24 protein-coding genes are annotated in these 25,938 nt (G+C 37.8%); 14 read left to right on the plus strand and 10 right to left on the minus strand.

Annotated features, from left to right (window positions below):
- Window positions 1-17: 17 nt before the first annotated feature.
- The 3 genes from CIT02_RS02250 to CIT02_RS02260 all read left to right on the plus strand — a co-directional run bounded on the left by CIT02_RS02250 (window position 18) and on the right by CIT02_RS02260 (window position 3,157).
- Window positions 18-1,583 carry a DUF530 domain-containing protein gene (locus tag CIT02_RS02250; RefSeq protein ID WP_292613642.1) on the plus strand — a complete coding sequence of 522 codons (1,566 nt, stop codon included), beginning with the start codon at window positions 18-20 and terminating at the stop codon, window positions 1,581-1,583.
- Window positions 1,584-1,702: 119 nt separating this feature from the next.
- Window positions 1,703-2,179 (plus strand): helix-turn-helix domain-containing protein, encoded by a 477-nt coding sequence (locus CIT02_RS02255; RefSeq protein WP_292613644.1) that lies wholly within the window; start codon window positions 1,703-1,705, stop codon window positions 2,177-2,179.
- A gap of 6 nt (window positions 2,180-2,185) precedes the next feature.
- On the plus strand, window positions 2,186-3,157 hold the full coding sequence (locus CIT02_RS02260) for a glycosyltransferase 4 family protein (RefSeq protein ID WP_292613646.1): 972 nt from the start codon (window positions 2,186-2,188) through the stop codon (window positions 3,155-3,157).
- Between the two features lie 198 nt (window positions 3,158-3,355).
- On the opposite strand, the gene CIT02_RS02265 is transcribed toward CIT02_RS02260, so the two are convergent.
- From CIT02_RS02265 to CIT02_RS02295, 7 genes are all read right to left on the minus strand, one after another.
- Window positions 3,356-4,237, minus strand: a complete 882-nt coding sequence (locus CIT02_RS02265; RefSeq protein ID WP_292613648.1) for a tetratricopeptide repeat protein — start codon at window positions 4,235-4,237, stop codon at window positions 3,356-3,358.
- 139 nt (window positions 4,238-4,376) lie between these two features.
- The gene (locus CIT02_RS02270) at window positions 4,377-5,090 is read right to left on the minus strand and encodes an RAD55 family ATPase (protein WP_292613650.1); all 714 of its coding nucleotides are present in this window, start codon (window positions 5,088-5,090) and stop codon (window positions 4,377-4,379) included.
- 76 nt (window positions 5,091-5,166) lie between these two features.
- Window positions 5,167-5,886, minus strand: coding sequence for an RAD55 family ATPase (locus CIT02_RS02275; RefSeq protein ID WP_292613652.1), 720 nt, complete (start codon window positions 5,884-5,886; stop codon window positions 5,167-5,169).
- A 4-nt stretch (window positions 5,887-5,890) separates the two neighbouring features.
- Window positions 5,891-7,063, minus strand: a complete 1,173-nt coding sequence (locus CIT02_RS02280) for an ATPase domain-containing protein (RefSeq protein ID WP_292613654.1) — start codon at window positions 7,061-7,063, stop codon at window positions 5,891-5,893.
- On the minus strand, window positions 7,060-7,440 hold the full coding sequence (locus CIT02_RS02285) for a roadblock/LC7 domain-containing protein (protein WP_048073354.1): 381 nt from the start codon (window positions 7,438-7,440) through the stop codon (window positions 7,060-7,062). Before CIT02_RS02285 ends, CIT02_RS02280 begins: the two co-directional genes overlap by 4 nt.
- A 343-nt stretch (window positions 7,441-7,783) precedes the next feature.
- Window positions 7,784-8,302 (minus strand): hypothetical protein, encoded by a 519-nt coding sequence (locus tag CIT02_RS02290; RefSeq protein ID WP_292613658.1) that lies wholly within the window; start codon window positions 8,300-8,302, stop codon window positions 7,784-7,786.
- A 133-nt stretch (window positions 8,303-8,435) separates the two neighbouring features.
- Window positions 8,436-8,831 carry a hypothetical protein gene (locus CIT02_RS02295; protein ID WP_292613660.1) on the minus strand — a complete coding sequence of 132 codons (396 nt, stop codon included), beginning with the start codon at window positions 8,829-8,831 and terminating at the stop codon, window positions 8,436-8,438.
- Window positions 8,832-8,962: 131 nt separating this feature from the next.
- Here CIT02_RS02295 and CIT02_RS02300 point away from each other — a divergent pair, with 131 nt between their 5' ends.
- From CIT02_RS02300 to CIT02_RS02345, 10 genes are all read left to right on the plus strand, one after another.
- Complete coding sequence (locus CIT02_RS02300; RefSeq protein WP_292613663.1) at window positions 8,963-9,544, plus strand: RNA-binding protein; 582 nt, start codon at window positions 8,963-8,965, stop codon at window positions 9,542-9,544.
- Window positions 9,545-9,655: 111 nt separating this feature from the next.
- Window positions 9,656-10,144: a methyl-coenzyme M reductase family protein gene (locus CIT02_RS02305; RefSeq protein ID WP_292613664.1), complete on the plus strand. Its 489-nt coding sequence runs from the start codon at window positions 9,656-9,658 to the stop codon at window positions 10,142-10,144.
- A 162-nt stretch (window positions 10,145-10,306) separates the two neighbouring features.
- The gene (locus CIT02_RS02310) at window positions 10,307-10,570 is read left to right on the plus strand and encodes a TIGR00304 family protein (protein ID WP_292613666.1); all 264 of its coding nucleotides are present in this window, start codon (window positions 10,307-10,309) and stop codon (window positions 10,568-10,570) included.
- A gap of 154 nt (window positions 10,571-10,724) precedes the next feature.
- Entirely contained in the window at window positions 10,725-12,344 is a 1,620-nt protein-coding gene (locus CIT02_RS02315; RefSeq protein ID WP_292613668.1) for a hypothetical protein, read from the plus strand.
- Window positions 12,345-12,490: 146 nt separating this feature from the next.
- A complete protein-coding gene (locus CIT02_RS02320; protein ID WP_292613670.1) occupies window positions 12,491-13,609 on the plus strand; it encodes a glycosyltransferase family 2 protein in 1,119 nt (372 codons plus the stop codon).
- 108 nt (window positions 13,610-13,717) lie between these two features.
- Window positions 13,718-14,857, plus strand: coding sequence for a glycosyltransferase (locus tag CIT02_RS02325; protein WP_292613672.1), 1,140 nt, complete (start codon window positions 13,718-13,720; stop codon window positions 14,855-14,857).
- Between the two features lie 58 nt (window positions 14,858-14,915).
- Window positions 14,916-16,034: a glycosyltransferase family 4 protein gene (locus CIT02_RS02330; protein WP_292613674.1), complete on the plus strand. Its 1,119-nt coding sequence runs from the start codon at window positions 14,916-14,918 to the stop codon at window positions 16,032-16,034.
- Window positions 16,034-17,224, plus strand: coding sequence for a glycosyltransferase family 4 protein (locus tag CIT02_RS02335; RefSeq protein WP_292613676.1), 1,191 nt, complete (start codon window positions 16,034-16,036; stop codon window positions 17,222-17,224). Before CIT02_RS02330 ends, CIT02_RS02335 begins: the two co-directional genes overlap by 1 nt.
- A gap of 10 nt (window positions 17,225-17,234) precedes the next feature.
- Window positions 17,235-19,355 carry a DUF2206 domain-containing protein gene (locus tag CIT02_RS02340; RefSeq protein WP_292613678.1) on the plus strand — a complete coding sequence of 707 codons (2,121 nt, stop codon included), beginning with the start codon at window positions 17,235-17,237 and terminating at the stop codon, window positions 19,353-19,355.
- A 5-nt stretch (window positions 19,356-19,360) separates the two neighbouring features.
- The gene (locus CIT02_RS02345; protein WP_292613681.1) at window positions 19,361-20,569 is read left to right on the plus strand and encodes a glycosyltransferase family 4 protein; all 1,209 of its coding nucleotides are present in this window, start codon (window positions 19,361-19,363) and stop codon (window positions 20,567-20,569) included.
- Window positions 20,570-20,590: 21 nt separating this feature from the next.
- On the opposite strand, the gene CIT02_RS02350 is transcribed toward CIT02_RS02345, so the two are convergent.
- From CIT02_RS02350 to CIT02_RS02360, 3 genes are read right to left on the minus strand one after another with little or no spacing between them, the layout of a single operon-like run.
- A complete protein-coding gene (locus CIT02_RS02350; protein WP_292613683.1) occupies window positions 20,591-21,625 on the minus strand; it encodes a glycosyltransferase family 2 protein in 1,035 nt (344 codons plus the stop codon).
- A gap of 33 nt (window positions 21,626-21,658) precedes the next feature.
- A complete protein-coding gene (locus tag CIT02_RS02355; RefSeq protein ID WP_292613684.1) occupies window positions 21,659-22,867 on the minus strand; it encodes a glycosyltransferase family 4 protein in 1,209 nt (402 codons plus the stop codon).
- A 40-nt stretch (window positions 22,868-22,907) separates the two neighbouring features.
- A complete protein-coding gene (locus CIT02_RS02360) occupies window positions 22,908-23,954 on the minus strand; it encodes a glycosyltransferase family 2 protein (RefSeq protein ID WP_292613685.1) in 1,047 nt (348 codons plus the stop codon).
- 648 nt (window positions 23,955-24,602) lie between these two features.
- Here CIT02_RS02360 and CIT02_RS02365 point away from each other — a divergent pair.
- Window positions 24,603-25,709 carry a transglutaminase-like domain-containing protein gene (locus tag CIT02_RS02365; RefSeq protein ID WP_292613686.1) on the plus strand — a complete coding sequence of 369 codons (1,107 nt, stop codon included), beginning with the start codon at window positions 24,603-24,605 and terminating at the stop codon, window positions 25,707-25,709.
- Window positions 25,710-25,938: the final 229 nt, after the last annotated feature.

The following is a 25,938-nucleotide window of genomic DNA, read 5'->3' on the forward strand; positions in this document are numbered from 1 at the left end:
AATTATGAAGGAATACCATGAATGAATCTGTACTCATTGGAAAATCCGAGCGTTTTCTGGATCAGATAAAGAGAAGGGAAATTTCATTAATTGACATGGAAAGCCCGGAAAAATTCCTCTCCCTTTACACTTACTTCAAGAACAACATGGATACCCTCCAGGACATGAGGGAGACCATGGAGATTAAGGGTTATACTGCGCCTTACCGTTCCATTAACAAGTACGGCCGTCCACTCACTGGTGAAACCAAAGCCGAGGATATGTACGATGTCAGCCGCCACACCCAGTATTTCCGGATGAATGCTGCTGCCAAGAAAAACATCCTGGACAGGGTAAAATCAGCCATGTCCTCCCACAAGATTGCCATTGGACATTTAGAAGAATTTGCGACCCTGGAATGTTCTTCATGCCATAGAAAGTACAGGGGTCATGAAATATCACTCCTAACCCGGGGAAACTGTGAATGTGGTCAGGATGATTTAAAGTTACATGTAAATCAGGAAGGTGTTTATCGCCTGGAAATTATCCCGTTTTTACCCCTTTCTGGAGATTACATGGTTAAACTATCTGATCTAAGCCCCCGGAGTAGGGAAGCCTTTCGTAGTATGGTGCGCATCCTGAAACAGGAGAAGAGAGGAATAGTAAAGACAGTTTCCCTGGTTATTAAGGTTATGGAAGATAACCGCTGGGTCAGGAAGAGGGTGACCATTGATGCCCAGGAAGAGGCCAATTACGAAAAGGAGATTCGCAGCCAGTACGGTTCCAACGCCCGTATTGAAATGATGCAGTTTCACCGCAAGAAACCGTCCATTATAAATGATAAACACGTGCAAACTGCCCTTTCATTGGGCTATGTTAAGTACGCCGAGAACAGGATACTCCAATTTTTGCCGGATCTTCTGGAAAAGACTCTCCATAATAAAGGTAAAGTTGAAGAATACCAGAAGGCCCTGGAAATTTCCAAGATAAAAGCCAATAAATATGATACAGGAGATGACCCCGAGAGTCTTAAAAATTTTTACCTGCAGAGGGAACTGGAGGAAAGGGGTTTGCTCAATGAGGACGGAAAACCTGAAGAAACCCTTCAAAATGATTTAAAAGAGAAAAATTTGCTTGAAAAGTCTTTATTCCTTGAAATTCCCCGGATATATATTTTGTGGGATCTCCTACACTACTACTTAACCACTTCTTATGATCGGAGAAATAAGTATTCTGGCCCTTTCCCTTATCTTCGACCGGGTCTGGACACCAATCAGATGAAGGCGTTCCAGGACTTTGAAGTTGATGTGGTGAGGAATATGCAGGAATACCTTTCAGAAAGTATCACCTACATACCCCACATGGGAAGGGTGCTGGCCCAGAAATTTTCCGTGGAAAAAAAGATGAAAGGTCTCCACCTGCAGATGGGACCTGCCCTGGGTGCTGCTCTACTTTCCAGTGAAGGGAACCTACCGGTAGCAAAAACAGCCCAACTGTTTTCCATAGAAGTTGAAGATGTTTTAAAGGGCAAAGAGACCCTCGACACCCTACAAAGACCAGCTAGTTCCCGGGCCAAACAGTTCATGGCCATGATGAAAAAATAAATAATTTAATCATTTTTTAGACTCACCATCTTAATTTTTTAGAAAAATGTTTTTATGAATTGAGTTCTTATGGATTAATGAATAGAGAATAAATGATCTCACTGGGAAGTGGTTCTTTATTGAAAGATGATAACACGGTAAAAGAAGAAATTTACGTGAATAAACCACTATCATTCAGCAGGATCATGGAATTACTGGAGGAATACCCTCATCTAAAGAAGATTACAATTCCCACTAGTCTGTTCGCACGAATCTCACCAAAGTACCTCCAGGCCTTAGAAGAACTGGGAGTTTCTGTTGTATCCATAGAAAAGAAAGGCAGACCCAAAAAGTACAGTGAAAAAGACACTCAAAAAGTACATACTTTATTAAAATCAGGATATTCACCACGTGAAATATCAGAAAATCTGAATATACCACTTAAAACTGTTTATTACCTTAAAAAATCCCCCCTCAAACCAGGGAGGAAAAATAAATACGCTAATGATACAGTTGATGAAGTTAAAAATCTATATAAACAGGGAGTTTCAGTTAAAAATATCTCTTCAAAACTCGATATTCCCCTTAGAACTGTGTACTCCCTCTTAAAACGGTGATGAAAAATGGAACCCAATCTTATACTTCTCTACCAGAATCTATTTTTGACCTCGGCTATCTGTGCCCTGGTGGCCTTTCTGGTAACTTTCCTGAGTATGCCTCGCCTTATTAAGAAATTAAAGGCTGCCGATATTGTGGGTCGAGACATTCACAAACCATCCAAACCTGCGGTGGCAGAAATGGGTGGTATTGGTATTCTTTTTGGATTTATTATCGGGATATTTCTGGGTATTTATTTCTATCCCGAGTTGCAGTTCCAACTCACCATAACCCTACTGGTGATCCTCCTGGTAGGTTTGGTGGGAATGGTGGATGATTTGGTGATGTTGTCTTCCAAGGAAAAGCTTATACTCCTCTGGCTGGCAGGTTTGCCCCTTATATGGATTGCTCCACCTAACGTGGACCTTATCTACCTTTTACTCATCCCCATTGCAGTTACCATTGCCGCCAACCTCACCAACATGCTGGCCGGGTTAAATGGAATTGAATCTGGACTGGGTGCCATTGCCATGACCTCGTTGAGTATTGCCTGTATTATCATGGGCAAGTACGATGTGGCGGTAATCAGTATGTGTATGCTAGGGTCCCTCCTGGCCTTCCTTTACTACAATCGACACCCATCCAATGTCTTCCCTGGAGATGTAGGCACTCTAATTATTGGAGCAACCATTGTAGTAGTGGCATTTATTGGCCGGGTGCGAATCATTGCCCTGATTGTCCTCATACCCAATATAATCGATATGTTGCTCAAGCTACGCAGTGCCGGGGTCATGGAAAGACAACAACACCAGCCCACCCAGGTGGGAGAAGATGGAAAACTGATGGCACCAGAGACTGGTTTTAATTCATTGATACGATGGATATTAAAACGACCCATGGAAGAAAAAGATGTGGTTAAAATCGTATGGTTAATTGGATTAATCTTTGGAGCACTGGGAATAATCCTGGCCTACTTCCTAAAGTCACGTATGTTCTAAAAAATTAAGGTACTTATTTTTTTAAAAAAACCATTTTTTTTCCAATTTTTTTTATTTAATTTAATAGAAATTAATATTGTTATATTGATATACAAAATATGCAGAATCAGTGCTTAATGGTCGATAAGAATAGTAACCCGGTTGGATAGGGCTTAATGAAAATTCCAGTAAAATAAGAAATATGGTAGGTATGGAAAATCAGTCATATATCGAGTTTAAAAGTTCTAAAGCAGCTTTTTCAAGAACTGGATCATTCAATCCCCTTATGATATCCATGGACTGGCGAAGATGGTTGGAACCCTCATTTACCTCGCCCAGTAAAAAATATGCAGTTCCCATCAACAGTAAGGCTATTGATTCACCTTTTTTATCACCAATTCTCTGGAAGAAATTGAGAGATTTATGGAAAAAATCCAGGGCTTTTTTGGTTTTTTCTGCTTTCAGGGAAACATCACCCATTATCAGGAGTAAAGCTGCTTCCCCCTTTTTATCATCAATACTGCTGGCCATCTGATAGGCTTCTTCCAGATGGAACATGGGATTTTCATATTTCTGGTAAGTACCATAAACTGCTGATTCATCCAGAAGTACAATGATATCATCCAATCTTTTTCCCAGTTTTATATAATCTATTGACTCCTCAGGCTCAGATGACTCCTCAGAGACTTTTAATCCCATGGGAAATGTCTTATTAACTTTTTTATCATCCATTTTTTCCTGTTGAACTTCACATTCCTCAATTTTGGCTAAAACTTCTGCTTCAAGTGGTATTTTCAGGGTGGAACTTATTTTTAACGATTTATAGTAATGTTCCAGAGCGTTGGAAAGATTATCAATATTCCGATACACATCACCTATTAAATCCTGAATAGTAGCTTCTTGCTCATCAAAACCCAATTCATGGTATATTTCCACTGATTTTTCTAAAAATCCTATGGTGTTATTTGTATCTCCATTTTCGTAGTGAATTGTTGCAATTTCGACCATTAAATTAGCTTCAGCCTCCTGATATTCCCAAAGCTGTTCTAAAAGTATTTTGAGAGAATCACCATACTCATCTTTTCCCTTAAAAAGTTCCATAGCAAATTCCTCCCCATCTTCACACTGAAATCTATATTTGGTAACTGTCTAAGTGTCTTCTGGCTGTTCTTCCGAGCCATAATCCTGCGGTTAACTACACGGTCATTTTATGGGATAGGTTTAGTTTTGAAAATCTTTTTTACCACAGAAGTTCCCCCTCTCCCAAAACTATCCCCTGGTCGGTGATATCATATTTGGCAGTTCCCATAAAGTCATAACTTGATTTAAATGTCATATAACTCCCATCAAGCATTATTACATTGTCGACTATTGATTTGAGTATTTTTTCGGTGCCGGGGGAGGCAACTCCTTCGGTATAATTAACCAGTACTGTGGCCCCTGCTTCCTTCAGGCGTCTTAGGTAGGTTTTCAAAAAACGAACAACCATTGGTTCCGGGTTAAAAACAAAGGGAGTGGTTAATGAATCAAAAACAGAACGAAATTCATTGGATTTTTTAAAAACAAAACGAGTCCCTAACCCAACTTTAACCATTAGATCAGTGGTGTCATTAATTTTGGAAGAAGCATATGTTGCAGTATTTTCCACACGTACTCCCGATAGGGAAGATATTGAATCAATAACGTATAAAAGTTCTTCATCAATAAAACCCTGCAAAAACCATCCAAAATCCATCATGTTTTGGGTTAATTGTTTTATTCCGTCATCGGTGGTGATGTACAGACAGGGCTCCTTGAGGTCCAATCCATGGTAGGCGAATTGATAGGAAAAAATAGATTTGCCCACCTTGGGGGGTCCGTAAACCAGAGTGGTGGTGTTCTCAGGAAATCCATCCCCATCATTTGATGATAATAATTCATCTAAGCCCGGTATACCAGTTTCAACCATGCTCATTGTATCGAATTCTCCTATATGAAATTTATTTTAGTAAATGGGCTTTTATCCTGTAATATTTATTACTTTCAATATTTCATTCCTCTTTACCCAGGATAAGGCCTTCTCCGGTTATCTCGTAGGGGGCTTTCTTCCGTCCCAACCCCTTCATGGACTCAATAACCAGTGTTTTCCCATCCACCCGGATGATGTTATCGGCCATGGATTTGATAATTATTTCCGTTCGAGGATCAGCTGATCCTTGGGTATGGGTGATTATCGCTGTGCCCCCTGCTTGCTTCACCCGTAATATGTAACTTTTTAACACCCTCATTATCAACATTTCATCATTGGATTCAAGTATGGCAGTTATTGAATCCACAACACCACGAAAACGAGGATTATTTTGAGATATGGAATTGATTCCCCGGCTAACCTTAACCAGTATATCTGTGGGGTTTTTAACATTGGATGATTGGTGAGTGGGAGAGTCTTCCAATTTTTCCCCATTAGAGGAGGCATCAATTACCTGCAACATAGTCCCCTCCATGTATTCCTGCAGGGAGAGTCCCAGGTCTTCCATATTATGGTAAATAGTAGAGAAGTTCTGGTCGGTGGTTAAATATAAGCAGGGTTCATCAGTACTTAACCCCTGATAAGTGAAACTGTGACAGAATAAAGATTTACCCACACCTACCGGACCATATAATAGTGTTATAGTGTTTTCAGGGATTCCTCCCAGGGCAAAGCCTAGATCATCACCGGGTACTGTCAATTCATCGAAACCAGTTATTCCAGATGTAATGCGAACGATCATTTATTCACCTGTAAAGTATATCTAACAGTGCATCTATGGCTTCCTCAATTCCTTCATTGTTAAGTATGCTGACTGGAATTATGGGAATACTCTGGTCGATTCTCATTACCTTCCTTATTTCATCCGGTGTTAATGAGTCGGGTAGATCCTGTTTATTGGCCACAATTACTTTAGGTATGGCCTCAGCCTTGCATTTTTTTATCATTTCTTTAGCACGGGGAAATGTATGGGGATCGGTAGAATCCACCAGGATAAATGCTCCCACTGCTTCTTTGGAAAGTAAATCAAGTATAAGGTCAAAGCGTTCCTGTCCTGGTGTTCCGAAAACATCGGCAACAAATCCTTTATGTTCCATGTGGCCGATGTCCATGGCCACCGTGGTGGGAACCTGGCCCAAGGCCATTTTATCCACAGAAACCGAATTTGGGGCAATATTTTTAACAAAACTTGATTTTCCTGCATTATATGGTCCAGTTACCAGGATCTTGGGTATGAAAATCTTTACTCCGCCCGGGCGCAGAATGTTGAAAAGTACCATGCTACTGGAGGGTGTGGTCCAGGTTGCTCCTGTAACCATAAATCCCTGCCCAATAATGACTCTCTCTTCAATGGTACTCAGGTTAACCAGACAATCCATTGAAGCCTTTATTTCATCAATTAAATCAGTTTCATAATCCCATTCTGTGAATAAATACAGTAAAACAGTTTTATTTTCACGGGCAGCCTTATTCCATTTTTTTATGATACGCACAGTTTCCCCTGGATCAAGATAATCTATAAGTGCGGAAAGATTATTAATAACTCCTACTCCATCAGGGACATCGGTTATTGCTTTATGAACCACTTCTTCTATCTGTGAATAATCTTCTATGGTATATTTACCCATCACTGGGACCCCTATGAAATACGAGCTTCCGTCTACAAAAAAGGCTTGACCCTCATCCAATTCCTTTTCTAGGTCCCATCCGAATTTCTCGAATTCATAAAGAATGGAGCTTGGTTCCGTTACATTGGTGAAAATGAACCCGCGATCCCCCTCTTCTAATCTGCTTTGCAGGGTTTGATATCCAAAAGCCTCACATTCAACACCGGGGTCAGCATAGAACAGTACAGATGAACCTTCTGGTATTCCCCCACCCAAAAAATCATCCAGTTTGGGAATGTGAGTTTTCTTCATTTAGACTCACCCATGACCTGATTTACTTCCTGGGCTATTGATTCCATTTCCACCAGTATGAGCCCCAGTTGAGCTTCTGGCTCAGTTAAGGCAGTTAAAATTGCTTTGGCACCGGCAGGCATTAATACAATGGTTCCTTTATCAGTTTTTACTGATACCTGACTAACTCCGCCGGTGGCCATTTGCCCGGAGGCGGCCTCTGCCGCACCCATGATAGTGGAACAGAGTGCCGAGAAAATTCGGGCATCAACATCAGGAGGTGTTCTGGAGTTGATTAACAGCCCCTCTTTAGATACTATTCCACATGCTTTTATCTGCCCCACCTGCATTAGGGCTGTAAGAGTGTCATCTAATTGTTCTTTCTTAGTTTTGGCCATGAACTTCCCTCTTTTTTGATAATTCACTACCAGTGTATGTTAATTTAATTAAATTGAGTAGATGGATAAATGAAACATCTAGTGTTAAACTGTGCATTTTACCAATAGGCAATTTCTTTTCTATTATTAAGTTGTATTCATATGGTTATAAATTTTTTATAATTTCAGGATAAATTTCATTGTTTAATTAAAACTTATTCAAACCGCCAAACAAAAAAGAAGAGTTCTAGTTATTGACTTCAACTTTTATCCATGGCAATGAGTTAATTCTCATAAATCCCTTCATCCAATGGGGAAAAAATCATTGATTACCACCGGGCATGCAAAAAGTTATACAAAAATTTTACTGCCACTGGACATTTGCCGTGGTGAACATGTATTTCTGTGAAAAAGCAGGATTGTACATAGAATTGGTAAGATTTTCTGTATTAAATGATTTTGTAATTTTTTTACGGGCCTGGAAATTGATTCTATCACCTAAACAGTTTCTATCAGTTTTATCAGGAACCGATGGTGCAGATGCATAAATTTTTAACTGAATTTTGGTCTTCTGATAACTCTGATTAAAACCCTGGTTTAGATAGGTGATCTTAACTATCTTTACTCCAGATGGATCTAACAGCCGTTGATGCTCCCTTTGATAGTCACGAAATGTATCTTCAGGATATATGGCCACGCTATCTGATGTTGCTCCCTGTAATGCCCCGGCTCGGGCTGCACTCATGGCCTGGTTAAGTTCTCCAGCGTTACTGAGACTCAGGGCCAGAGGCATCAATATTAGAACACTAAAACCAACAACCAGTAGAAATTCAATGGGTAGTTGTCCTTTTATATCCAGTATAATATACTCATTCACCAACATGAACTGTTCTATCCTCCAGGAAAAGGTTAGTAAAGGGTATTTTTTATTAAAAACAGTTTTTTAAGAACCATGTTCATTATTACATCCATGTTTTAATTTAATAGAGTAATAAAAATGTAAAGGTATTTTTTCCCTAAAATATTACCACAATATTACGTTTACCCTCCTTTACATTGCGAACAGTGTAATTAGTATTAGGTCGCATAATCACTTCATTTTGACTCTGAGCATAGTCTGATATTTTTTTGGAAAAAGAATAGGAATAACCAGTCCAGCCACCCACATCAACCCTAACCCCAGATTGATTTACTTTAACCCGGTATGAAGACCCTTCAATATTACCCGGCATTTCTATTTTTATTTCATGACCTTCCCCTGAGGCATAAACCTCTTCAATGGCAGAAGCAACCTTTTCTGATATTAAACGTGCCTGAACTGATTCATCAGACTTTTGAACTGTTTCTAACCTTATCTGGACTGTTCCCAGGATACCCCCAACTACCACTAGGAGGAGGAAGAGGGATAACACAAAATCCACATTAAGACTGGCCCTGCTATCTATGGTAATAGATGAACCCATAAATTTATTAATATCATACTATTATTAATACTTATCCTATGACTCCTCCTACTAAGTATGAGGGGGGTGGGGGTTATAGAATGAAAAGTGATGAACAGTTAGAAAAAGATGTTGTTGTTCTGTTGGTAAAATTTAAAGAAAAAATGGATGAAAATGGCCTGGAAAAAGTGAAACCAGAAATTTTGGGGGTGGAAGAAATTGAAAAAACCTTCAATCACATTGGAATCTGGTTTTATATTATGCAATCAGAATATTTTGACACAGTAACCGTGGAAATGGATACTGATCCTGCCAAAGCCATTGAAGAGCTAAGAAAAACTCATACCGTGGCTATTAAAAAGGCAATACCCCTGGATTCCATAGTATCCGCACCGCCTGGGCTAGTAATTAGCACTATCCAGAAATTGGTACAAGTCAAGGTTGCCAAAAATGAATCGTTTACTGTGAAATGTAAGTTAAGGGACAATGGTTACACGTTGAAGGGTAAGGAGAATATGAATTCTGCTGAGTTACTCTCCAGTCAGATAGCCAGTATATTGTGTCGTGAGCTGGATCTGGAACACGATGACCGGGATTCTGATTGGATAGTACAGATAGAAGAATTGGGTGACACCACTGGAATTGCGGTTTGCCGTTGGAAAGATTTTTTGATTAAAGATTAATCATTTATACATGTTTTCAAATGTTTACGGTGTTAATTATTTTCCATAAAAGAAACTGGTAAACCAAGAAATTTTATACTGACCTGAACCATCTAATATACAGGGTTAAAAATGTACAGAATATTACATTTTAGTGGTGGTGTGCACAAGTTCGACCTCCTAGCTGAGCATGTGGATGATGTGGGAGGATTGTTATTCCAAGAAAACCACTTGCATATCAGCCGGGGAAACTACTTTCTATCCGAAGAAATTCAGGTTATTTTTATGGTTCCTCCCAATGAAGTATCCAGTATAAAGGGACTAGCCAGGGAGATAAAGGGAGAAATTCAGGAAATTGAAGTTGAAGAACCATTAAAAAGAAACCTTCACTACCTAATGGATGTTCACAATGTCCTTTGTAAGAATGGTAGATGGATGAGCCTGGAAAATATCTTAAAATCATCTGAATCCAGTCAAGAGAATATGCTTGAATCTGAAACAGATATTATTATTTCTGCTGAATTAGAAGAATTACAAGAATGTATAGAGTTAATGCTGTCCCTTGAACTTGTTGAAAAACGTGAAATAAAGGGAAAACTGGAGTATCAATCCAAGATATAGTCTAATTTTTAATCAAAAATTGATTTAGTCTCTTAGAATTTATGAAAGCTAATATAACTAATTAAAATAGGGACTAAAAATATATATTTAAAACAACTTTAAGGATAAAAAGCAACCTTATTCAACCAAAATTTCTATTATCCCTTAACTAAAAGTGAAAAGATGATAAAAGGACAAACAATCATTTTAATAGGCATAGTGGCCGTAGTTGTGGGTATGCTCCTTATATTCATAGGCAGTACTTTCCTATCATCAGGAAAAACGGACAGCAACGACAATAGTAAGGTCAGCACGGGCGGGGTAATTTTAGTAGGTCCCATACCAATTGTATTTGGTAATGATAAAAGTATGGTCTCCATTGCCCTAGTGGGCGCGATAATCCTGATGATACTGGCTTACATCCTGTTTTACCGGGGACATCTTTAACTTTTAAATAAAGGTAATGATTTAAGGATATATAAATAAAAAAACAATAGTCCGATGCCAATATCGGCTTCCATTTAACACCAAATCCCATTTAAAGGTTGATGGTGTTCAATTTGCTGTCTTTATTACAATGATATTTTTACGGTGAAATTATATGGATCACACTTCAATTAACAGTAGAAAGTATTTAATTTTAATACCTGCTATTGCGGCCTTAATTATTGCCTTAATCCCCACCCTGAAGTACCAGTGGCCACTGGGATGGGATATAATATACCATGTGCAGTATGCACAGGTTTACGCCCATAATGGTTTCACACTCATTAATCCACTCTTAAATGCTCCAGTGGGTCAAAAGATAGGTTATCCTCCATTATTCCATTTTTTAATTGCCGCCATGGGCACCGGACTGGGAATTGACTTTTTTCAGGTTGCCCGTTTACTGCAGCCTTTGCTGGCCATGGCCATTGTTCTATCTGTTTCCTATGTGGCCTACAAATTTTACGGGGAAATAGCAGGGATTGGTGCTGGATTTCTAATGTTATCCAGCATGCTGGTGGAAAGGATGATTCTGGCCCTGCCAGAAAACCTGGCCCTTATCTTCATTCCCCTGGCTGTTTACCTTTATTACCAATCCATACAGGATAAAAAACTTAAAATGGCTATTTTAGGAGGGTTATTGTTTATTTTAGTGATTGGCACTCATCAGGCAGCTACTCTGTGTCTGGGTCTGACCATTATATCCATTACCCTGATGGAACTGGTAGTTTACCGTGACTTTAAGGTTCTAGGGAACTTTGTGTCCTTCTTTCTGTTGATTATAGGTATAGCTATTGCCGGAGTTGTTGCCCTCCAGATCTTCGCTCCCGAACTTCTACAAACCATAATGCAACAGGGAATAAGTGCAATTACTGGTATGAGTACCTCATTAGATTATAGTCGTTCTCTGGGGATTTACAGTTACCTGGGAAACATAGGAGTCTTAGTGCTAATATTTTCAGTGATAGGAGCTGTGTTTGCCCTTAAAAACCACCGTAGAAAGGATAACCTGATCCTGGTTTGGATCATGGCCATGATCATCCTGAGTAATGCCTACTTGTTAGGAGTCAATGTCATCACCTACCGGGTTCTCATATACCTTTTGATACCTCTTTCCATACTGGGAGGGTACGGGATTAAAATTAGCTGCTGTAAACTCAAAAAGTACCATGAAAAAGGGAAATATCCTCGATTTTCATCCCCCACCATCCGGACTGGATTTTTAGTAGTTATTCTGGCAATTTCCATGTTGATTGCCATGCTAACGGTAACGGATTCAAATATTGCAGTCTACAGTGCTAAAAATGAATTTGGGAAGGTGCAGATAGCTCCTCCTTCTGATTCAGAAGTGGACCTGGCCAACTGGTTCCGGGAGAATGGTAACCAAAGTCGTTCGTTGGTTATTTCCAACCAGTTCACCGGAATGTTCCTGGCTACTGAGGCGGGTATGCCCATGAATTATGGTTTTGCACATTATGCCCTTAAGAATCATACTGATACTCCGTTGTTAAGGTTAAAAGAAATAAATGTGGGGTATCTGGTTTACGATAAGAATCTGGTGTTACCCGCAGAAGATAAGGATAATCCCATTTATATGCGCAGCATTAATTCCGAGTTCTTCTCATTATATTACTTCAGTAAAAATATCACCCAAAATTTTCCAGAAATAAAACCAGACTACGCTACTAAGGTTTATGAAAATGATGATTTCATTGTGTGCACCATAGATTATTAATTATAGTGAGTTAATTACTGGTACTAGATAACCTCAAAATCATTAAATATGTTGAAAATTAACCAAACATAATATGTGATGAGTATAAATTATATAACATAAAAAACTAAGTTAAATAATCTTTTTAATATTTGTAAAGTGATTCTATGAAAGTTTCTGTCGTTATCCCCGCTCTGAATGAAGAAGGAATTGTGGGAAAAACTGTTCGTTCAGTGCCCATCAAAAAACTCAATGATATTGGACTTGAAACAGAAATAGTAGTTGTGGATAATGCATCTACTGACAATACATCTAAAGAAGCTTCGGAAGCTGGAGCCAGGGTTGTTTTAGAAACCAACCGGGGTTATGGTAATGCTTACCTGCGCGGTTTTAAGGAAGCCACTGGGGATATACTGGTAATGGGAGATGCAGATGGGACCTATCCTTTTGATGAAATGGTTGAATTTATCCAACCAATTTTAAAGGGTGATGCCGAGTTTGTAATGGGTTCCCGGTTAAAGGGAGATATACGTCCCGGAGCAATGCCTGCCCTTCATAAATACATAGGCAATCCCTTTCTCACCTGGGTGTTAAACGTACTATTCCACACGGGAATTTCCGATGCCCACTGTGGTATGAGGGCCATGACTAAAGAAGCATGGGGTAAATTAAATTTAAAAACCAGCGGGATGGAATTTGCTTCGGAAATGGTGATAGAAGCATCCCGCCAAAAATTAAGAATTGCTGAAATCCCCATTACCTACTACCCTCGCGAAGGTGAATCAAAACTCAGTTCATTTTCAGATGGATGGAGACATCTACGTTTTATGATGCTCTACCGGCCTGGACCATTCCTATTAATACCCGGAGTTATAGCTCTCGTTTTTGGAGCTGCCCTAACCTTGCTGGTATGGATTCAAGGAATATCCAGAATGCACTCCCTCATCTTGGGCGGTATTCTAGTATTAACCGGATATCAGTTACTCCTTTCATGGTTCTACTTTGGAGCCTTTGGTGCTACCTACGGTTATTCCAGTAGCTCTGGAATTAAGAAGAAATTGATGAGTTACCATTCATTAGAGAAGGAACTGCTTTTAGGAGTCATTTTTCTGGCCGGAGGGATAATCCTTGGGCTTTACGTTATTGCTAACTGGAGCACCGGAGGTTTTGGTGCACTATACCAGGTGCAAACCACAGTGGTGGCCATGATCCTCTCACTGTTAGGTATCCAGACCATTTTTTCCGGAATGTTCTTAAGTTTACTGCTGTTAAATAAAGGGGATTAACTACCATCCCTATTTCTCGAGATCAACAGAATTTACTTACTAATCTGGTTGTTAAATTGAAGAAATAGCTAACAAGATAAATAAATTATTTCTGGAGTACATTCAAAAATGAAAATTGCCTATGTTTACGATGCAGCCTATCCATGGGTTAAAGGTGGTGCTGAGAAAAGGATATATGACTTAGCACTTAGAATGGCTCAAAAAGGCCATGAAATACACTGTTACTCCTGGGGATGGTGGTGGGCTGAAGAAGGAAAGAAGGATATTATCTTGGATGGCATTCACATGCACGGAGTGGGTGAACCCCGAGAACTTTACACAAACAACCGCAGATCCATTAGTGAAGCCATACTATTTGCATTTAAATTAATGCCCAGCCTCTGGAAAGAAAAATTTGATGTGGTGGACTGTCAGGGGTTTCCGTTCTTCTCCTGCTTCCCGGCCAAGTTTCATTCCCTGAGGGGCAAATCATTCTTAATAATCACTGCCCTGGAGGTCTGGGGTGATTACTGGTATAACTACCTGGGATTCATGGGATTTTTTGGTAAAGTTCTGGAAAAGATAATTTACCATCTCAGTGATCATATAATCTGCATATCCCCTAAAACTGAAAAGGACCTTAAAAATATCAGAAAAACTGGCCACTCAATGGTAATCCCTCCTGGCATCAATTTTAAGGAAATAGAACAGATCTCCCCTAAAAATGAGGAATTGGATTTGATCTTCGCGGGCCGACTTATAAAGGAAAAACGTGTAGATTTACTGATCCGCAGCCTTTCCACGGTCAAAAAAACCAATCCCCATGTAAAATGCTTGATAATTGGTGATGGACCCGAAATGGATAAACTTAGAGGATTGGTCCAGGAACTGGATCTTTTAAACAATGTAAAATTTATGGGATTCCTGGAAAATGTTTCGGATCTATTTGGTTTCATGAAGGCTTCCAGTGTTTTCGTGCTTCCATCGGAGAGGGAAGGTTTTGGCATGGTTGTAGTGGAGGCCAATGCCTGTGGCATTCCAGTGGTGGTTGTAGAAGGCTCAATGAACGCTGCAGCTGACCTGGTACAGGAAGGAGTTAATGGATTTATAACACCACCCCGTGAAAAAGATATGGCACTTAAAATAAATCAAGCCTTAAAAGAAAGGGATAAACTAAAGACAAACTGTATTGAGTCTGCCTGGAAATATGACTGGAATGAAATTGTATCCAATTTAGAGGCTTATTATCAAAATTCCATTAATGAATAAATGCTAAAGACTTAATAAAAGACTAAATTAAAATTTAATTAAAAAATTGAGGATAATTATGAAGATAATGCAAACTCCAATCAGGTTTTATCCCTTCATTGGAGGGGTGGAGAATTATGTTTACTATCTTTCCCAGGAACTGGTAAAAAAAGGACACCAAGTAAGGGTTTTATGTGCCAATGAACCCCCATCATCAAGGGAAGAAACAGTTGAAGATATCCAAGTAAAGAGGATTAATTACTTGGGGAAAATAGCCAATACCAACCTAACACCGGGATTGCCCTATGCCCTAAGTAAAGAAAATTTTGATGTTATTCATACCCACATCCCCACTCCCTGGAGTGCTGACTGGAGTTATATGGCATCGAAATTTAAAAATAAACCATTGATAGTTACTTATCACAATGATATCATTGGGAATGGGGCAGCTCACTATATCGCTAAATTATACAATAGTACTGCCCTGAAATTATTATTGAACCATGCCTCAAAAATTATCATCACTCAACCAGATTATTTACAGTCCTCACCTTATTTAAAGAGATATGAGGATAAAATTGAAGTAATACCCAATGGAGTGGATGTCAGGAAATTCAAACCCCTGAACTTGACCAAAGAAGCCCATTCCCTATTTTTCCTGAGCCTTTTAGATGAATTCCACCAGTATAAAGGTTTAGATTATCTACTGAAATCTTTAAAAATTGTCAAAGAAGAAGTGAATGATGTTAAACTGGTAGTGGGTGGAGAAGGAAAATTACTGGACTATTACCAGAAAATGGCCAAGGATCTTGGGTTAGAAAATAATGTGGAATTCCATGGATTCATTCCCCACGAAAAAATAGTGGAGTATTATAATAAATGCCGTGCCTTTGTACTCCCTTCCATCTCATCAAAACAGGAAGGTTTTGGAATTGTTGCCCTTGAAGCTCTCGCTTGTGAAACTCCAGTGATAAGTACTGATATTGTGGGGGTTTCAGATGATTTGAAGGAGGTTAATGCCGGTATAATAATACCTCCCCGGGATGTGGAGAAATTAGCACAGGCCATTGTTGATCTGTTAACCAACCAGGAATTATCTGAAAAAATGGGAATAAGAGGAAGAAAACTGGTTCAAGAGAAATATACCTGGTTAAAAATTGCTGAAATGGCTGAAAATCTTTATGAAAGGGTGCTTTAATGAAAATTTGTTTAATATCAAATTTATATCCGCCCAATGTATTGGGTGGTGCTGAAGTAAGTGTTAAAAAAGTTTCAGAGGAACTAGTGAAAAAAGGACACGAAGTAATAGTTATTACCACCCCTTTCAGTGAAAATGATGTGGAAATCATTAATGGCGTGAAAATTTACCAGGTTAAACCTTTAAATCTTTACGAAATTTACCATCATCCTAACCAATCAATGTTACTCAAACCATTATGGCATATAATAGATTTATGGAACCCCTACGATGAAAGAATCATTAAAAACATATTGAAAACAGAAAATCCAGATATTGTTCATATTCATAACTTCAAAGGATTATCACTTTCTTCATTTGCACCGGCTAAAAGTTTGAAAATTCCCCTGGTTTTCACGGCCCATGATTATTCTCTGGTTTGCATGAGGGCCAATTTATTAAATAGTTCAGGAGAGATCTGCAAAAATCCATCGGCACTTTGTAAAATCTACAATCAAATCCAAAAACATCTGGCCAAGAACAAAGTAGATCTGTTAATATCACCTTCACAATTCGTCATAAATAAATTAAAATCAAATGGTCTCTTTAAAGATGTTAAATCTAAAAAAATCCCCTTGGGGATTGAGTTAAAGGACAACGAAAAATTTGAAAAAGATTACTCCCAGACGAATATACTCTATGTGGGCAATTTAGGTGAACATAAAGGTGTTCACATACTCTTAAAAGCCTTCAGGAAAATTGAAAATATGAATATACGCCTGGATATTGTTGGGAAAGGGTTATGCAGCGAAAAATTAAAGTCAATGTCCGAAAATGATAATCGGATTAAATTCCACGACTTTCTTGAGGGAAAAGAACTTATAAAAATGTATCAACAGGCCAACTTAACTGTAGTGCCCTCCATATGGTACGATAACTCACCAATGGTTATCTATGAAAGTTTCAGCTGCAGAACCCCCGTAATTGGTAGTAAAATTGGGGGAATTCCCGAACTAATTGAAGATGGATTTAATGGTTACCTGTTTGAAGCAGGTAATGTAAATGAACTCCAGAAACTCTTGGAAAATTTAATTGATTCACCCGAAACTCTGAAAAAATTAGAACAAGGAACATACGAATCTGTGCAAAGATACACCATGGACAAGCACATTAAACAGCTAGAAAGAGAATACCAAAAACTTGCTAAATAAGAGGAGTCCCATGATTACAGAGATAATAAAGAAAATAAGCAGCAGCGATGTAAATAAATTGATCTTTACCTTGTTCTGCTTACTAATTGCCACTGATCTGAGTATATTTCTGAATATACCTATCCTACGAGAAGTTTTGGGAGTGGTCTTTTTCACTACCGTGCCCGGATTTTTAATTTTATCTCTACTCCCCTTACATAAAATAAAATTCCTTAAAAAGATAGTGCTGACCTTTGCCCTGAGCATAGCCTTCCTCATGTTCTTCGGGTTAGGCCTGAACTTCCTATACTTGGTAAATATTAAGCCATTCACATTAGTTCCCCTTCTAATCTCATTAAATCTGATTATATTTGCCTTAATGCTGATCTCATTTAAGAAAAATAAGAATTTAACCTTTGATCAGTTGTTTAACTGGGAAATGAACTTGGAAAATAAATCAATCACCCTGGCTATATTCCCTATTCTTTTACCCATCTTAGCCATCATTGGAACCTTTTTAATGAATAAAATGGAGTACAACTTTATCATACTGGTAATGTTGTTTTTAATTCCAATTTACGTGGCTTGTCTTCTGATTTTTAAAAATAAAGCACACCATTCAACTTATCCCCTGGCAATCTGGTTGATAAGCCTGGCACTGCTTTTACTCAATGGATTAACATCCAATCATATTTTTGGAATTGATGTCCACCATGAATACGCCGTGTTTAACATCACCTTTTCCCAGGCCTTCTGGGATGTGGTAACCAACGCCAGTAACGCCTACTACCTCTGTACCAGCATCACCATTCTCCCCACAATATACGCTGTTTTAAGTAACATAAACGGAGAATATATATTTAAGACGATTTATGCCTTCATTGGTTCACTGGTTCCTTTAGTAGCTTATCTTACCTTCAATAAATATTTCAAAAAGGATAAGGCGTTTTTGGCGGCGTTACTTATAGTGTTCCAGAATTTCTTCATACTTTCCCTGGGATGTACACGCCAGTTAGTGGCACTTTTGTTCTTCTTTTTGGCTGTTTTCATCCTGTTTGATAAGGAAATATCCGATAAATCCCGTAAAATATTGCTTATCATTTCAGTATGGGCCATGATAATCTCCCATTACTCCACAGCCTACGTGGCACTGACCCTGTTACTACCCATAATCCTGTTACCCTTCCTGAAGAGTCTGGTGCCTTATTTAAAAAATCTAAAAAACAAGAAGATCAATTTCCAAAATTTTGATGTTATAGTATTGATTTTTGCATTTATGATGGTCTGGTACGGGGTTTTTGCCGGAATACAGTTGGCAGCAGGTTCTGGATCCATGGAACAGATCAGCAGCAGCACTGCCTCAGGAATAACTGCTGACTCCCGGGATGCATCGGTGCTGGCTATCTTCGGTATTGGTGTGAAATCCCTACCCAACCTCATGAGTATAATTGCCAACGACCTGGTATTTTTTGCTATTTTCCTGGGATTACTGGGAATAACCCTAAAATTCAAATATTACCGGAAAAAAATGGACTTTGGCTTTATTTTGGGAATATACCTATTCATATTGTTGTTAATCATGTTCATCATTGTACCCATGGTTTCCAAGTTATACGGTGCTCCCCGCATATTCCTGCAAAGTTTGATATTTTTAGCCCCCGCCTTTATCATAGGCCTGGATGAAGTTGCTAAATTACTTAGGAAGGTTAACCTAAGCTATGTATTGATATTTGTGCTTCTGGTATCCCTCTTTTCATGCAGTACATACCTGCAGTACTATTTCTATGGAACCCCCTATTCTCCCCACTATGATAGCAACGGGAAACTCCGTGGTGAATACTTTATATACGATCAGGAAATAATTGGAGCCCAATGGTTAAACAATTCTAAAATAGACCAGAAGATATACACCGATGGTATTGGACACCAGAGGTTGATGTTAGGTGGAATCCAGTTTAACAATATCAGCCAGCAGTTGTTCCTGGACAATAAAACCATACCCCATGGTTATATCTATGAATGGAATGTGAATATTAAAAAGGGTATTGTGTATACTCAGCTGGAAGAAGAGGAAAACATAACCAATTTCCGTAACTTATTTATAGGGAAATTTATCATCTACGATAACGGCTATTCCCGGATATGGGACTGATAACAATGAATCCAGAATCATCCCGCATAGTTTTTATCCACAACACAGCCATGTGGTACCGTAGGCCATTTTTCAGTTTATTATCCGAAATTTATCCTATTAAATTCGTTTTCACCCATTTAGATGTGTCTAAAGAGATATATGATGTGGAAATAGATGATAAGATTGAAGGAATGAAAAATGTGGATTATACCATATTAAAAAATTATTTGGGAATTGCTTTTGGAGTTATTAAAGAATCATCAGGAGATTACGATATAATCGTTGGGGGTAGCTGGGATAGTCTACCAGAAATAATCGAAACCACTCTTTATTTTGCCATTGCTAAGTTGAGGGGGAAAAAATTCGTACTATGGACTGAAGATTGGAACTGGAACCAGAAAACCACCAAAAGGAGATTGGTGAAATTTTTTGCCCAGATCATTGTTAAAAAATCTGACGCTATTATCCTCCCGGGAACCAAACAAAAAGAATGTGTTATATATCTAGGGGCTTTACCCTCCAAGGTATTTTTAATGCCCAATGCCAGTAATATTTCACAGCCCCCCACTCAAAGTCCAGAAGGAATCATAGAAACAGGAACTTACCCCGATCAACCAGTAGATGACTATAATTATGAAGCTAATTTATACCATGAATATCCTTCCTTTAAAGGCAAAAAGATTGTACTGTTTGTTGGGCGTTTGGTGAAACAGAAGGGAGTGGAATACTTATTAAGTGCATTTTCCACTCTAAAAAAGGATATGAGTGATGTTGTTCTGGTTATTATTGGTAAAGGAGATTACGAAGGAGAATTAAAAAAAATGGCCGAAGATCTCCACATTGATAATGATGTGTACTTCCTGGGCCACGTTGATAATGATCTCCTAAAAAACTATTATGGCCCTAGTGATCTGTGCGTTGTCCCCTCCATAACCCATGAAATGGTTGATGCCTGGGCTTTTGTTGTTAATGAAGCCATGTACTATGGAAACCCGGTTATTGCCACAGATGCCGTGGGTTCTGCAGTTGATATGATCCAAGATGGGAAAAATGGTTTCATTGTTCCGGAAAGGGATTCCACTGCACTGTATAATTCCATGAAACTTATCCTGTCCCAGGATGAATTGCGGGAAAGGATGGGTAAGTCTTCTAAAGAAATAGTAGAAACTAATTTTTCATACAAAAATATGGTTGAAGGTTTTCAAAAGGCTATTAACTTTGTAGAAAAGTGAAAAAAGAAAAATATGGATTTTTTACTTTTTCCAACCTAAACCTTCTCTGGTACCCCTTAATATTGGGATAAATGCTTTTAAATCCCTGTAATAAACTGTGTTGAGCCCTATAGAGTACCATAATTTATAAATAAAGAAGTACACCAGAAATGAACGATACTGGTTTTTTTGCGAATACTTTTTCATGAAAATGAATACATTTCTGGAGGTGTAATAACCCGCAGTTTGGGCTGCTTTTTTGGATGTGGATGAAGTTTTGTGCCATATTCTTGAATCCGGAACAACATATATCTCGTATCCTAATTTCCTAGTGCGGACACAGGAATCCATATCTTCGTAGTACAGAAAGTACTCATGATCCAGGAATTTTCCCATTTTCTGGATCACTTCCTTTTTAATTAACATTAAACAGCCGGATACACAGTCAACATTGGTTACTTTATCATATTGGCCTTCATCTTTTTCTGTATGACCAATGGATACAATTTCACCCCGGGACCATTTTATATTAAATCCTACGGTTTGAATCTCATTGGGGCGATCATAGGAATAAATTTTCGGGCCAACCAGACCTATTTTAGGGTCTGATTCAGCAGTTTTAACTAAAGGACTTATCAAATCCTTATCAACAGCAGTATCATTGTTTAAAAGCATTAAATAGTCAGTAAAAAGATTATTTAGGGCAAAATCTATCCCTATATTATTTCCATCGGCAAAACCATAGTTCTTATCATTTTTTAGAAGATAAAGATTTGGTGATTTGGTGCTAACCCTGGCAGATATCTCTGCTTTATCAACATCATCTTTATCCAATTCAATTAGATTAATTGGTTTGTTATGAAGGTTATACTTAAAAAATGGTGACTCAGTTTTAAGGTTACCCTGACAATATTCCCTGATCTTTTCCAAGGAATCATCCTGTGATCCGTTGTCCACCACAATTACATTGTAATTTTCATAATCGATGGCATAGAGTGATTCCAGGCATTCCAGAGTGTCTTCCCAGCCATTCCAGTTTAAAATTATAATGGAAACATGAGGGTCATTGTTATTCATTTTCGAATTCTCCAATTATTTAGAAATTAATACCTATTTACTATTTTTAGCCCGGTTCAAATGCCAATCCAATCTTTTTCCCGCTTCAGCAAGTGTCCAGTGGTTTCGAACTAATTCCACTGAATTTTTGGAAAACCTGGATCTCTTACTTTCATCCTGCAGTAACTCCTCTACCGCACTGGAAAAAAGTTCTTCATCTCTTTCGGTGAGGAGTCCAGTTTTATTATGGATCACTGTTTCTCTAACCCCTCCCTCTTTAACTGCAACTACTGGTGTTCCACAGGCCATAGATTCCAGTGGTACCAGTCCAAATGGTTCCAGGTAGGATGAATACAGAACCAACCGGGCCTGGTTATAAAGTTCAACCAATCTATCATCGTTAATTAAAGTCAAAATTTCCATATCAACATCTAAACTTTCTGCCAGTTCTTCCAAATGTTGTTTCCATTCATTATCACCATTATTCGCTACTAAAACAAATTTAGGGCGAATTTCAGGATCTAGGAATGCCAAAGACCTGATTATAAAATCATGACCCTTCATGGAGATGTAACTTCCCACGGATAATACCATATTTTTTTCCAGAACATCTTCCACTGGCTTGAAAAGTTCGGTATTTATCCCCAGATAACAAACATAAGAATTAATTCCATATGTTTTTAAAATGGACTCGTGAGAAAAGTAGGAATTGGCCAGAGTGTACTTTGCAGATTCTGCTAATCTTTTATCAATAGCCACAAAACGATTATCAATGTAACGGTAAACCCATCCTTTAAGGGAGTCCTTAATACCCGACTTATTTTTAGCAATTTTTTTAAGGATGGCTTCTTCATGCCTTAAAGGCTGCTGACAATAATACACAACCGGTTTTTCAATGTATTGGATTATAAATGGAGTCATGGAATATTGGTCCTGTTCACAGAATACAACATCGTAATCTCTTCCATTTATTTCATTGGCTATTAATTTCTGAGCATTCTCCAGATTACTCAACTCACCAACAGGTAGACGATACCGTATAAGAGATAACAGGTAACTGGAAATATTCTTGTGTACAGGATAAACTTTAACATTGGCGGCAATTTCTTTAAGTGGTAGATACTCCTCGTTAGCAGTGGAAGGAATAAAAACATCTACAATGTTGCCGGAATCGATTAAATGTTTAACATGATCATATAATGCTCTTTTAGCCCCTCCTGAGGGCAAATTGTGAAAAACTGCAATTTTTAGTCTTGGTTCCATTTAATTCCCCAGTAAATTATTATTTTAATTACTAACTATTTTACACTTTAACCTTTGAATTAACCGAAAGGGTTATGCCATCAAAAAAACCCTTAAGATAAGCATAACTCATTTTAGAATCACGTTGACGTATCAACTGGCGGAGTGATTTAGATAGGGTTACGGCCAGGATAAACATTGAAAAGAGGAAAAATTCCCCACGGGTACTATTTTTTTTCACAAAGTAAATTCGGTTCCGGGTAAAGTAATACATTTTAAATGGAGTATCACTGGAAGCCCCGTATTTATGCCATATTTTGGATTTGAAGGCATAAATTGATTTATAACCCTGTTTACGGCCCCTGAAACACCAATCAGCGTCTTCCCAGTACATGAAGTAGCCGGGATCCAGCATTCCAACCTCTTCTATTACTTCCCGGGAACATAGCATACAGGTTCCACCAATATAATCTGGTTCCAGATAGTGATCAAATTGACCTTCATCCCGCTGGTGGTAGGCAATTTCATCCACTTCACCATGTTTTAGGTCCACTTGAGCCCCACCAGCCACCTGTAAAGTATTTTTATCACTGTAGATGTAAACTTTGGGCCCAACAAAACCAACATTATCGTTATTTTTTGCCGCATCCACTAGTTCCGTTAAAAAATCTTTATCCACCACTGTATCATTGTTTAATAGTAACACATAATCTGCATCCAAGTTCTTAAGCGCACAACTTATCCCTATGTTATTTCCCCTGGCAAAACCATAATTTTTATGGTTTTTTATAAGGATTAATTTCTCGTTAGGCTTAACTGAATTGATAGCATCCTTTTCAGGGAGTTTCGAACTTTGAAGTTCGGTGCTGGAATATTCAAAAATCTTAATGGGGTTTTTATTTTGATACTTGAAAAAGCCAGAGTTGACTTTTATATAACCTGCACAGTAATCTTCTATCTTCTTTATTGAAACGTCCTCAGAATTATTATCAACTATTACTACATTGTATTCGGGATAGTTAATTTGATATACTGATTCAAGGCACTCTAATGTATCTTCCCATCCATTCCAGTTTAGGATTAGGATGGCCACTCGTGGAAAACTCATTATTTCACATTTTAGATTATAATAATTCTATTCAACAACTGCCCTCTCAATTAGATCTTTTGATTTTCCTCAAACTAATTATATGGGCCTTTTATTTGTAAATTTATCCTTATTTTTAACTTACTATTCTATAATTCATATATCATATTCTTATTATTATAATCACGATATTATTTTTATCTTAAGCTAGTTCTGGTGAAATATTAATAATAAATGTTAGCTTAGAAAGCCTTCTAAAACCTCCCAGTCAGATTAATAATTGCTTTAGTTATAATTTTAAGTAAGTATGTCCTTTTTATTAAGAATATCATCCTGAAACATTAAAAAATGGTCTAACTAATTGAAAAATTTTTTAGCAACTGTAAAATTAAAAAAAGATGAAAAAAATATTCAAATAATAAATTTAATTTGAACAGTTTCTAAAAAGAAAAAAACCTCTGAAAACGTTTAAATTGACAATTCTTAATCAACAGATATATATATTATTAAATATTTAATATTAAATTATTATAATTGATGTGTATTACCATCATAATTCATCAGAACACACCTAAAATTTGTAAGAAATATAAATCTTTCATTATATATACCAATATCTTTGTCTGATTTAAATATTTTGGAATTGGAGGGGGTAAAATTAGCAGGAAATTGTTATTAACACTATTTTTTGCGATAACATTGTTTAGTGTGAATTGTGTACATGCTGCAAGTGAAGAACACAATTTATCTTATTCTAATAACAGCACTTATGTTAGTAACGCTATTTTAAACAACACAACACAACTAAATGCAGTTCCCGACACTGGCAACTACGCAGCAGGAGAACCAACATTACCAACCACTTATTTTTCCATAGATCAAATTAAAGTTACAGCATCCAATGTACGAACTTATGTTGAAAGTCAACAAAGCTTACCAGACAGAGTAAGAATTGGCGCTGCCACCATCACCATGCCACAATTCCTAGAACTACTAACCACCGCCACCATACAAATCAACAACGGAAACAACAAACCCATACCACTAAGAACATACTGTGCACCATCAACACCTTCTGAATCCATTATAGGTGGATTAATTTATAAAACAGAATACCTTAAAATAGCCAACGACATCAAAAACTACATGGACACCAGCGGAAAAACACCAGACTTCGCATATGGAACTAGTCTAGGAACTAAAATTAGATTCGAAAACCTAGTATACATGTACAGCATGATCCTCGACTACTACAACACCAGCGGAAACAAAGCAGCCTTCGCCGCAATGAAACCATGGGTAGCAGTAATATATATTGGACCAACTGGTTTAGAATCGTATTTAGGAGCTACAGCTAATTGTCAATCAAATAATCCAACTATTATAGCTTATGCTAATGGTATTGTTGGAAATACTACTGATCCTTATGAAAAAGCGGTTAAAATCTTTAACTGGGTCAGAGATTGTGTGGAATATTCCTTTTATTACAATACTACCAAAGGAGCACTTGGGGTTTTAAATGATGGAAATGGGAATTGCTGCGATATTGCACATTTAATTGTCGCTTTAAGCCGAGCCACAGGCCTAGCTGCACGCTATGAACATGGAACCTGTAATTTTGCAAGTGGAACATATGGTCATGTTTGGGCCCAAATCTACGTTGGTGCATGGTTTAATGCCGATGGAAGTAATAACTACAATGAATTTGGAGTTATTAACAATTGGGATACTTCAAACTATATCCATAGGGGATACTACGCTAGTTTACCATTTTAAACCCTTTTTTTGAAATAATCTATTTAAATAATTTTTTAAAAAAAATATATTACATTTCTTTTTTATAAATAACCGGTTAGTTAAATACTATTCGCCAAAGGAAGTTAATATTATAAGCTTTTGATTACAACACCGATTTAACATCATATAACTTAGAAACTAATTATAGAAAAGAAAAATATATAACCCAATAAAGAATTGAAACACTTCATTATGTACCATGCCAGAC

It is taken from the genome of Methanobacterium sp. BAmetb5, from assembly GCF_003491305.1.
Taxonomy (GTDB): Archaea; Methanobacteriota; Methanobacteria; order Methanobacteriales; family Methanobacteriaceae; genus Methanobacterium.

Coding starts and splice junctions, on each gene's coding strand:
- CIT02_RS02250 (WP_292613642.1), top strand. CDS start 18: ATGAATGAATCTGTACTCATTGGAAAATCCGAGCGTTTTCTGGATCAG.
- CIT02_RS02260 (WP_292613646.1), top strand. CDS start 2,186: ATGGAACCCAATCTTATACTTCTCTACCAGAATCTATTTTTGACCTCG.
- CIT02_RS02265 (WP_292613648.1), bottom strand. CDS start 4,237: ATGGAACTTTTTAAGGGAAAAGATGAGTATGGTGATTCTCTCAAAATA.
- CIT02_RS02270 (WP_292613650.1), bottom strand. CDS start 5,090: ATGAGCATGGTTGAAACTGGTATACCGGGCTTAGATGAATTATTATCA.
- CIT02_RS02275 (WP_292613652.1), bottom strand. CDS start 5,886: ATGATCGTTCGCATTACATCTGGAATAACTGGTTTCGATGAATTGACA.
- CIT02_RS02280 (WP_292613654.1), bottom strand. CDS start 7,063: ATGAAGAAAACTCACATTCCCAAACTGGATGATTTTTTGGGTGGGGGA.
- CIT02_RS02285 (WP_048073354.1), bottom strand. CDS start 7,440: ATGGCCAAAACTAAGAAAGAACAATTAGATGACACTCTTACAGCCCTA.
- CIT02_RS02290 (WP_292613658.1), bottom strand. CDS start 8,302: ATGTTGGTGAATGAGTATATTATACTGGATATAAAAGGACAACTACCC.
- CIT02_RS02300 (WP_292613663.1), top strand. CDS start 8,963: ATGAAAAGTGATGAACAGTTAGAAAAAGATGTTGTTGTTCTGTTGGTA.
- CIT02_RS02305 (WP_292613664.1), top strand. CDS start 9,656: ATGTACAGAATATTACATTTTAGTGGTGGTGTGCACAAGTTCGACCTC.
- CIT02_RS02310 (WP_292613666.1), top strand. CDS start 10,307: ATGATAAAAGGACAAACAATCATTTTAATAGGCATAGTGGCCGTAGTT.
- CIT02_RS02315 (WP_292613668.1), top strand. CDS start 10,725: ATGGATCACACTTCAATTAACAGTAGAAAGTATTTAATTTTAATACCT.
- CIT02_RS02320 (WP_292613670.1), top strand. CDS start 12,491: ATGAAAGTTTCTGTCGTTATCCCCGCTCTGAATGAAGAAGGAATTGTG.
- CIT02_RS02325 (WP_292613672.1), top strand. CDS start 13,718: ATGAAAATTGCCTATGTTTACGATGCAGCCTATCCATGGGTTAAAGGT.
- CIT02_RS02330 (WP_292613674.1), top strand. CDS start 14,916: ATGAAGATAATGCAAACTCCAATCAGGTTTTATCCCTTCATTGGAGGG.
- CIT02_RS02335 (WP_292613676.1), top strand. CDS start 16,034: ATGAAAATTTGTTTAATATCAAATTTATATCCGCCCAATGTATTGGGT.
- CIT02_RS02340 (WP_292613678.1), top strand. CDS start 17,235: ATGATTACAGAGATAATAAAGAAAATAAGCAGCAGCGATGTAAATAAA.
- CIT02_RS02345 (WP_292613681.1), top strand. CDS start 19,361: ATGAATCCAGAATCATCCCGCATAGTTTTTATCCACAACACAGCCATG.
- CIT02_RS02350 (WP_292613683.1), bottom strand. CDS start 21,625: ATGAATAACAATGACCCTCATGTTTCCATTATAATTTTAAACTGGAAT.
- CIT02_RS02355 (WP_292613684.1), bottom strand. CDS start 22,867: ATGGAACCAAGACTAAAAATTGCAGTTTTTCACAATTTGCCCTCAGGA.
- CIT02_RS02360 (WP_292613685.1), bottom strand. CDS start 23,954: ATGAGTTTTCCACGAGTGGCCATCCTAATCCTAAACTGGAATGGATGG.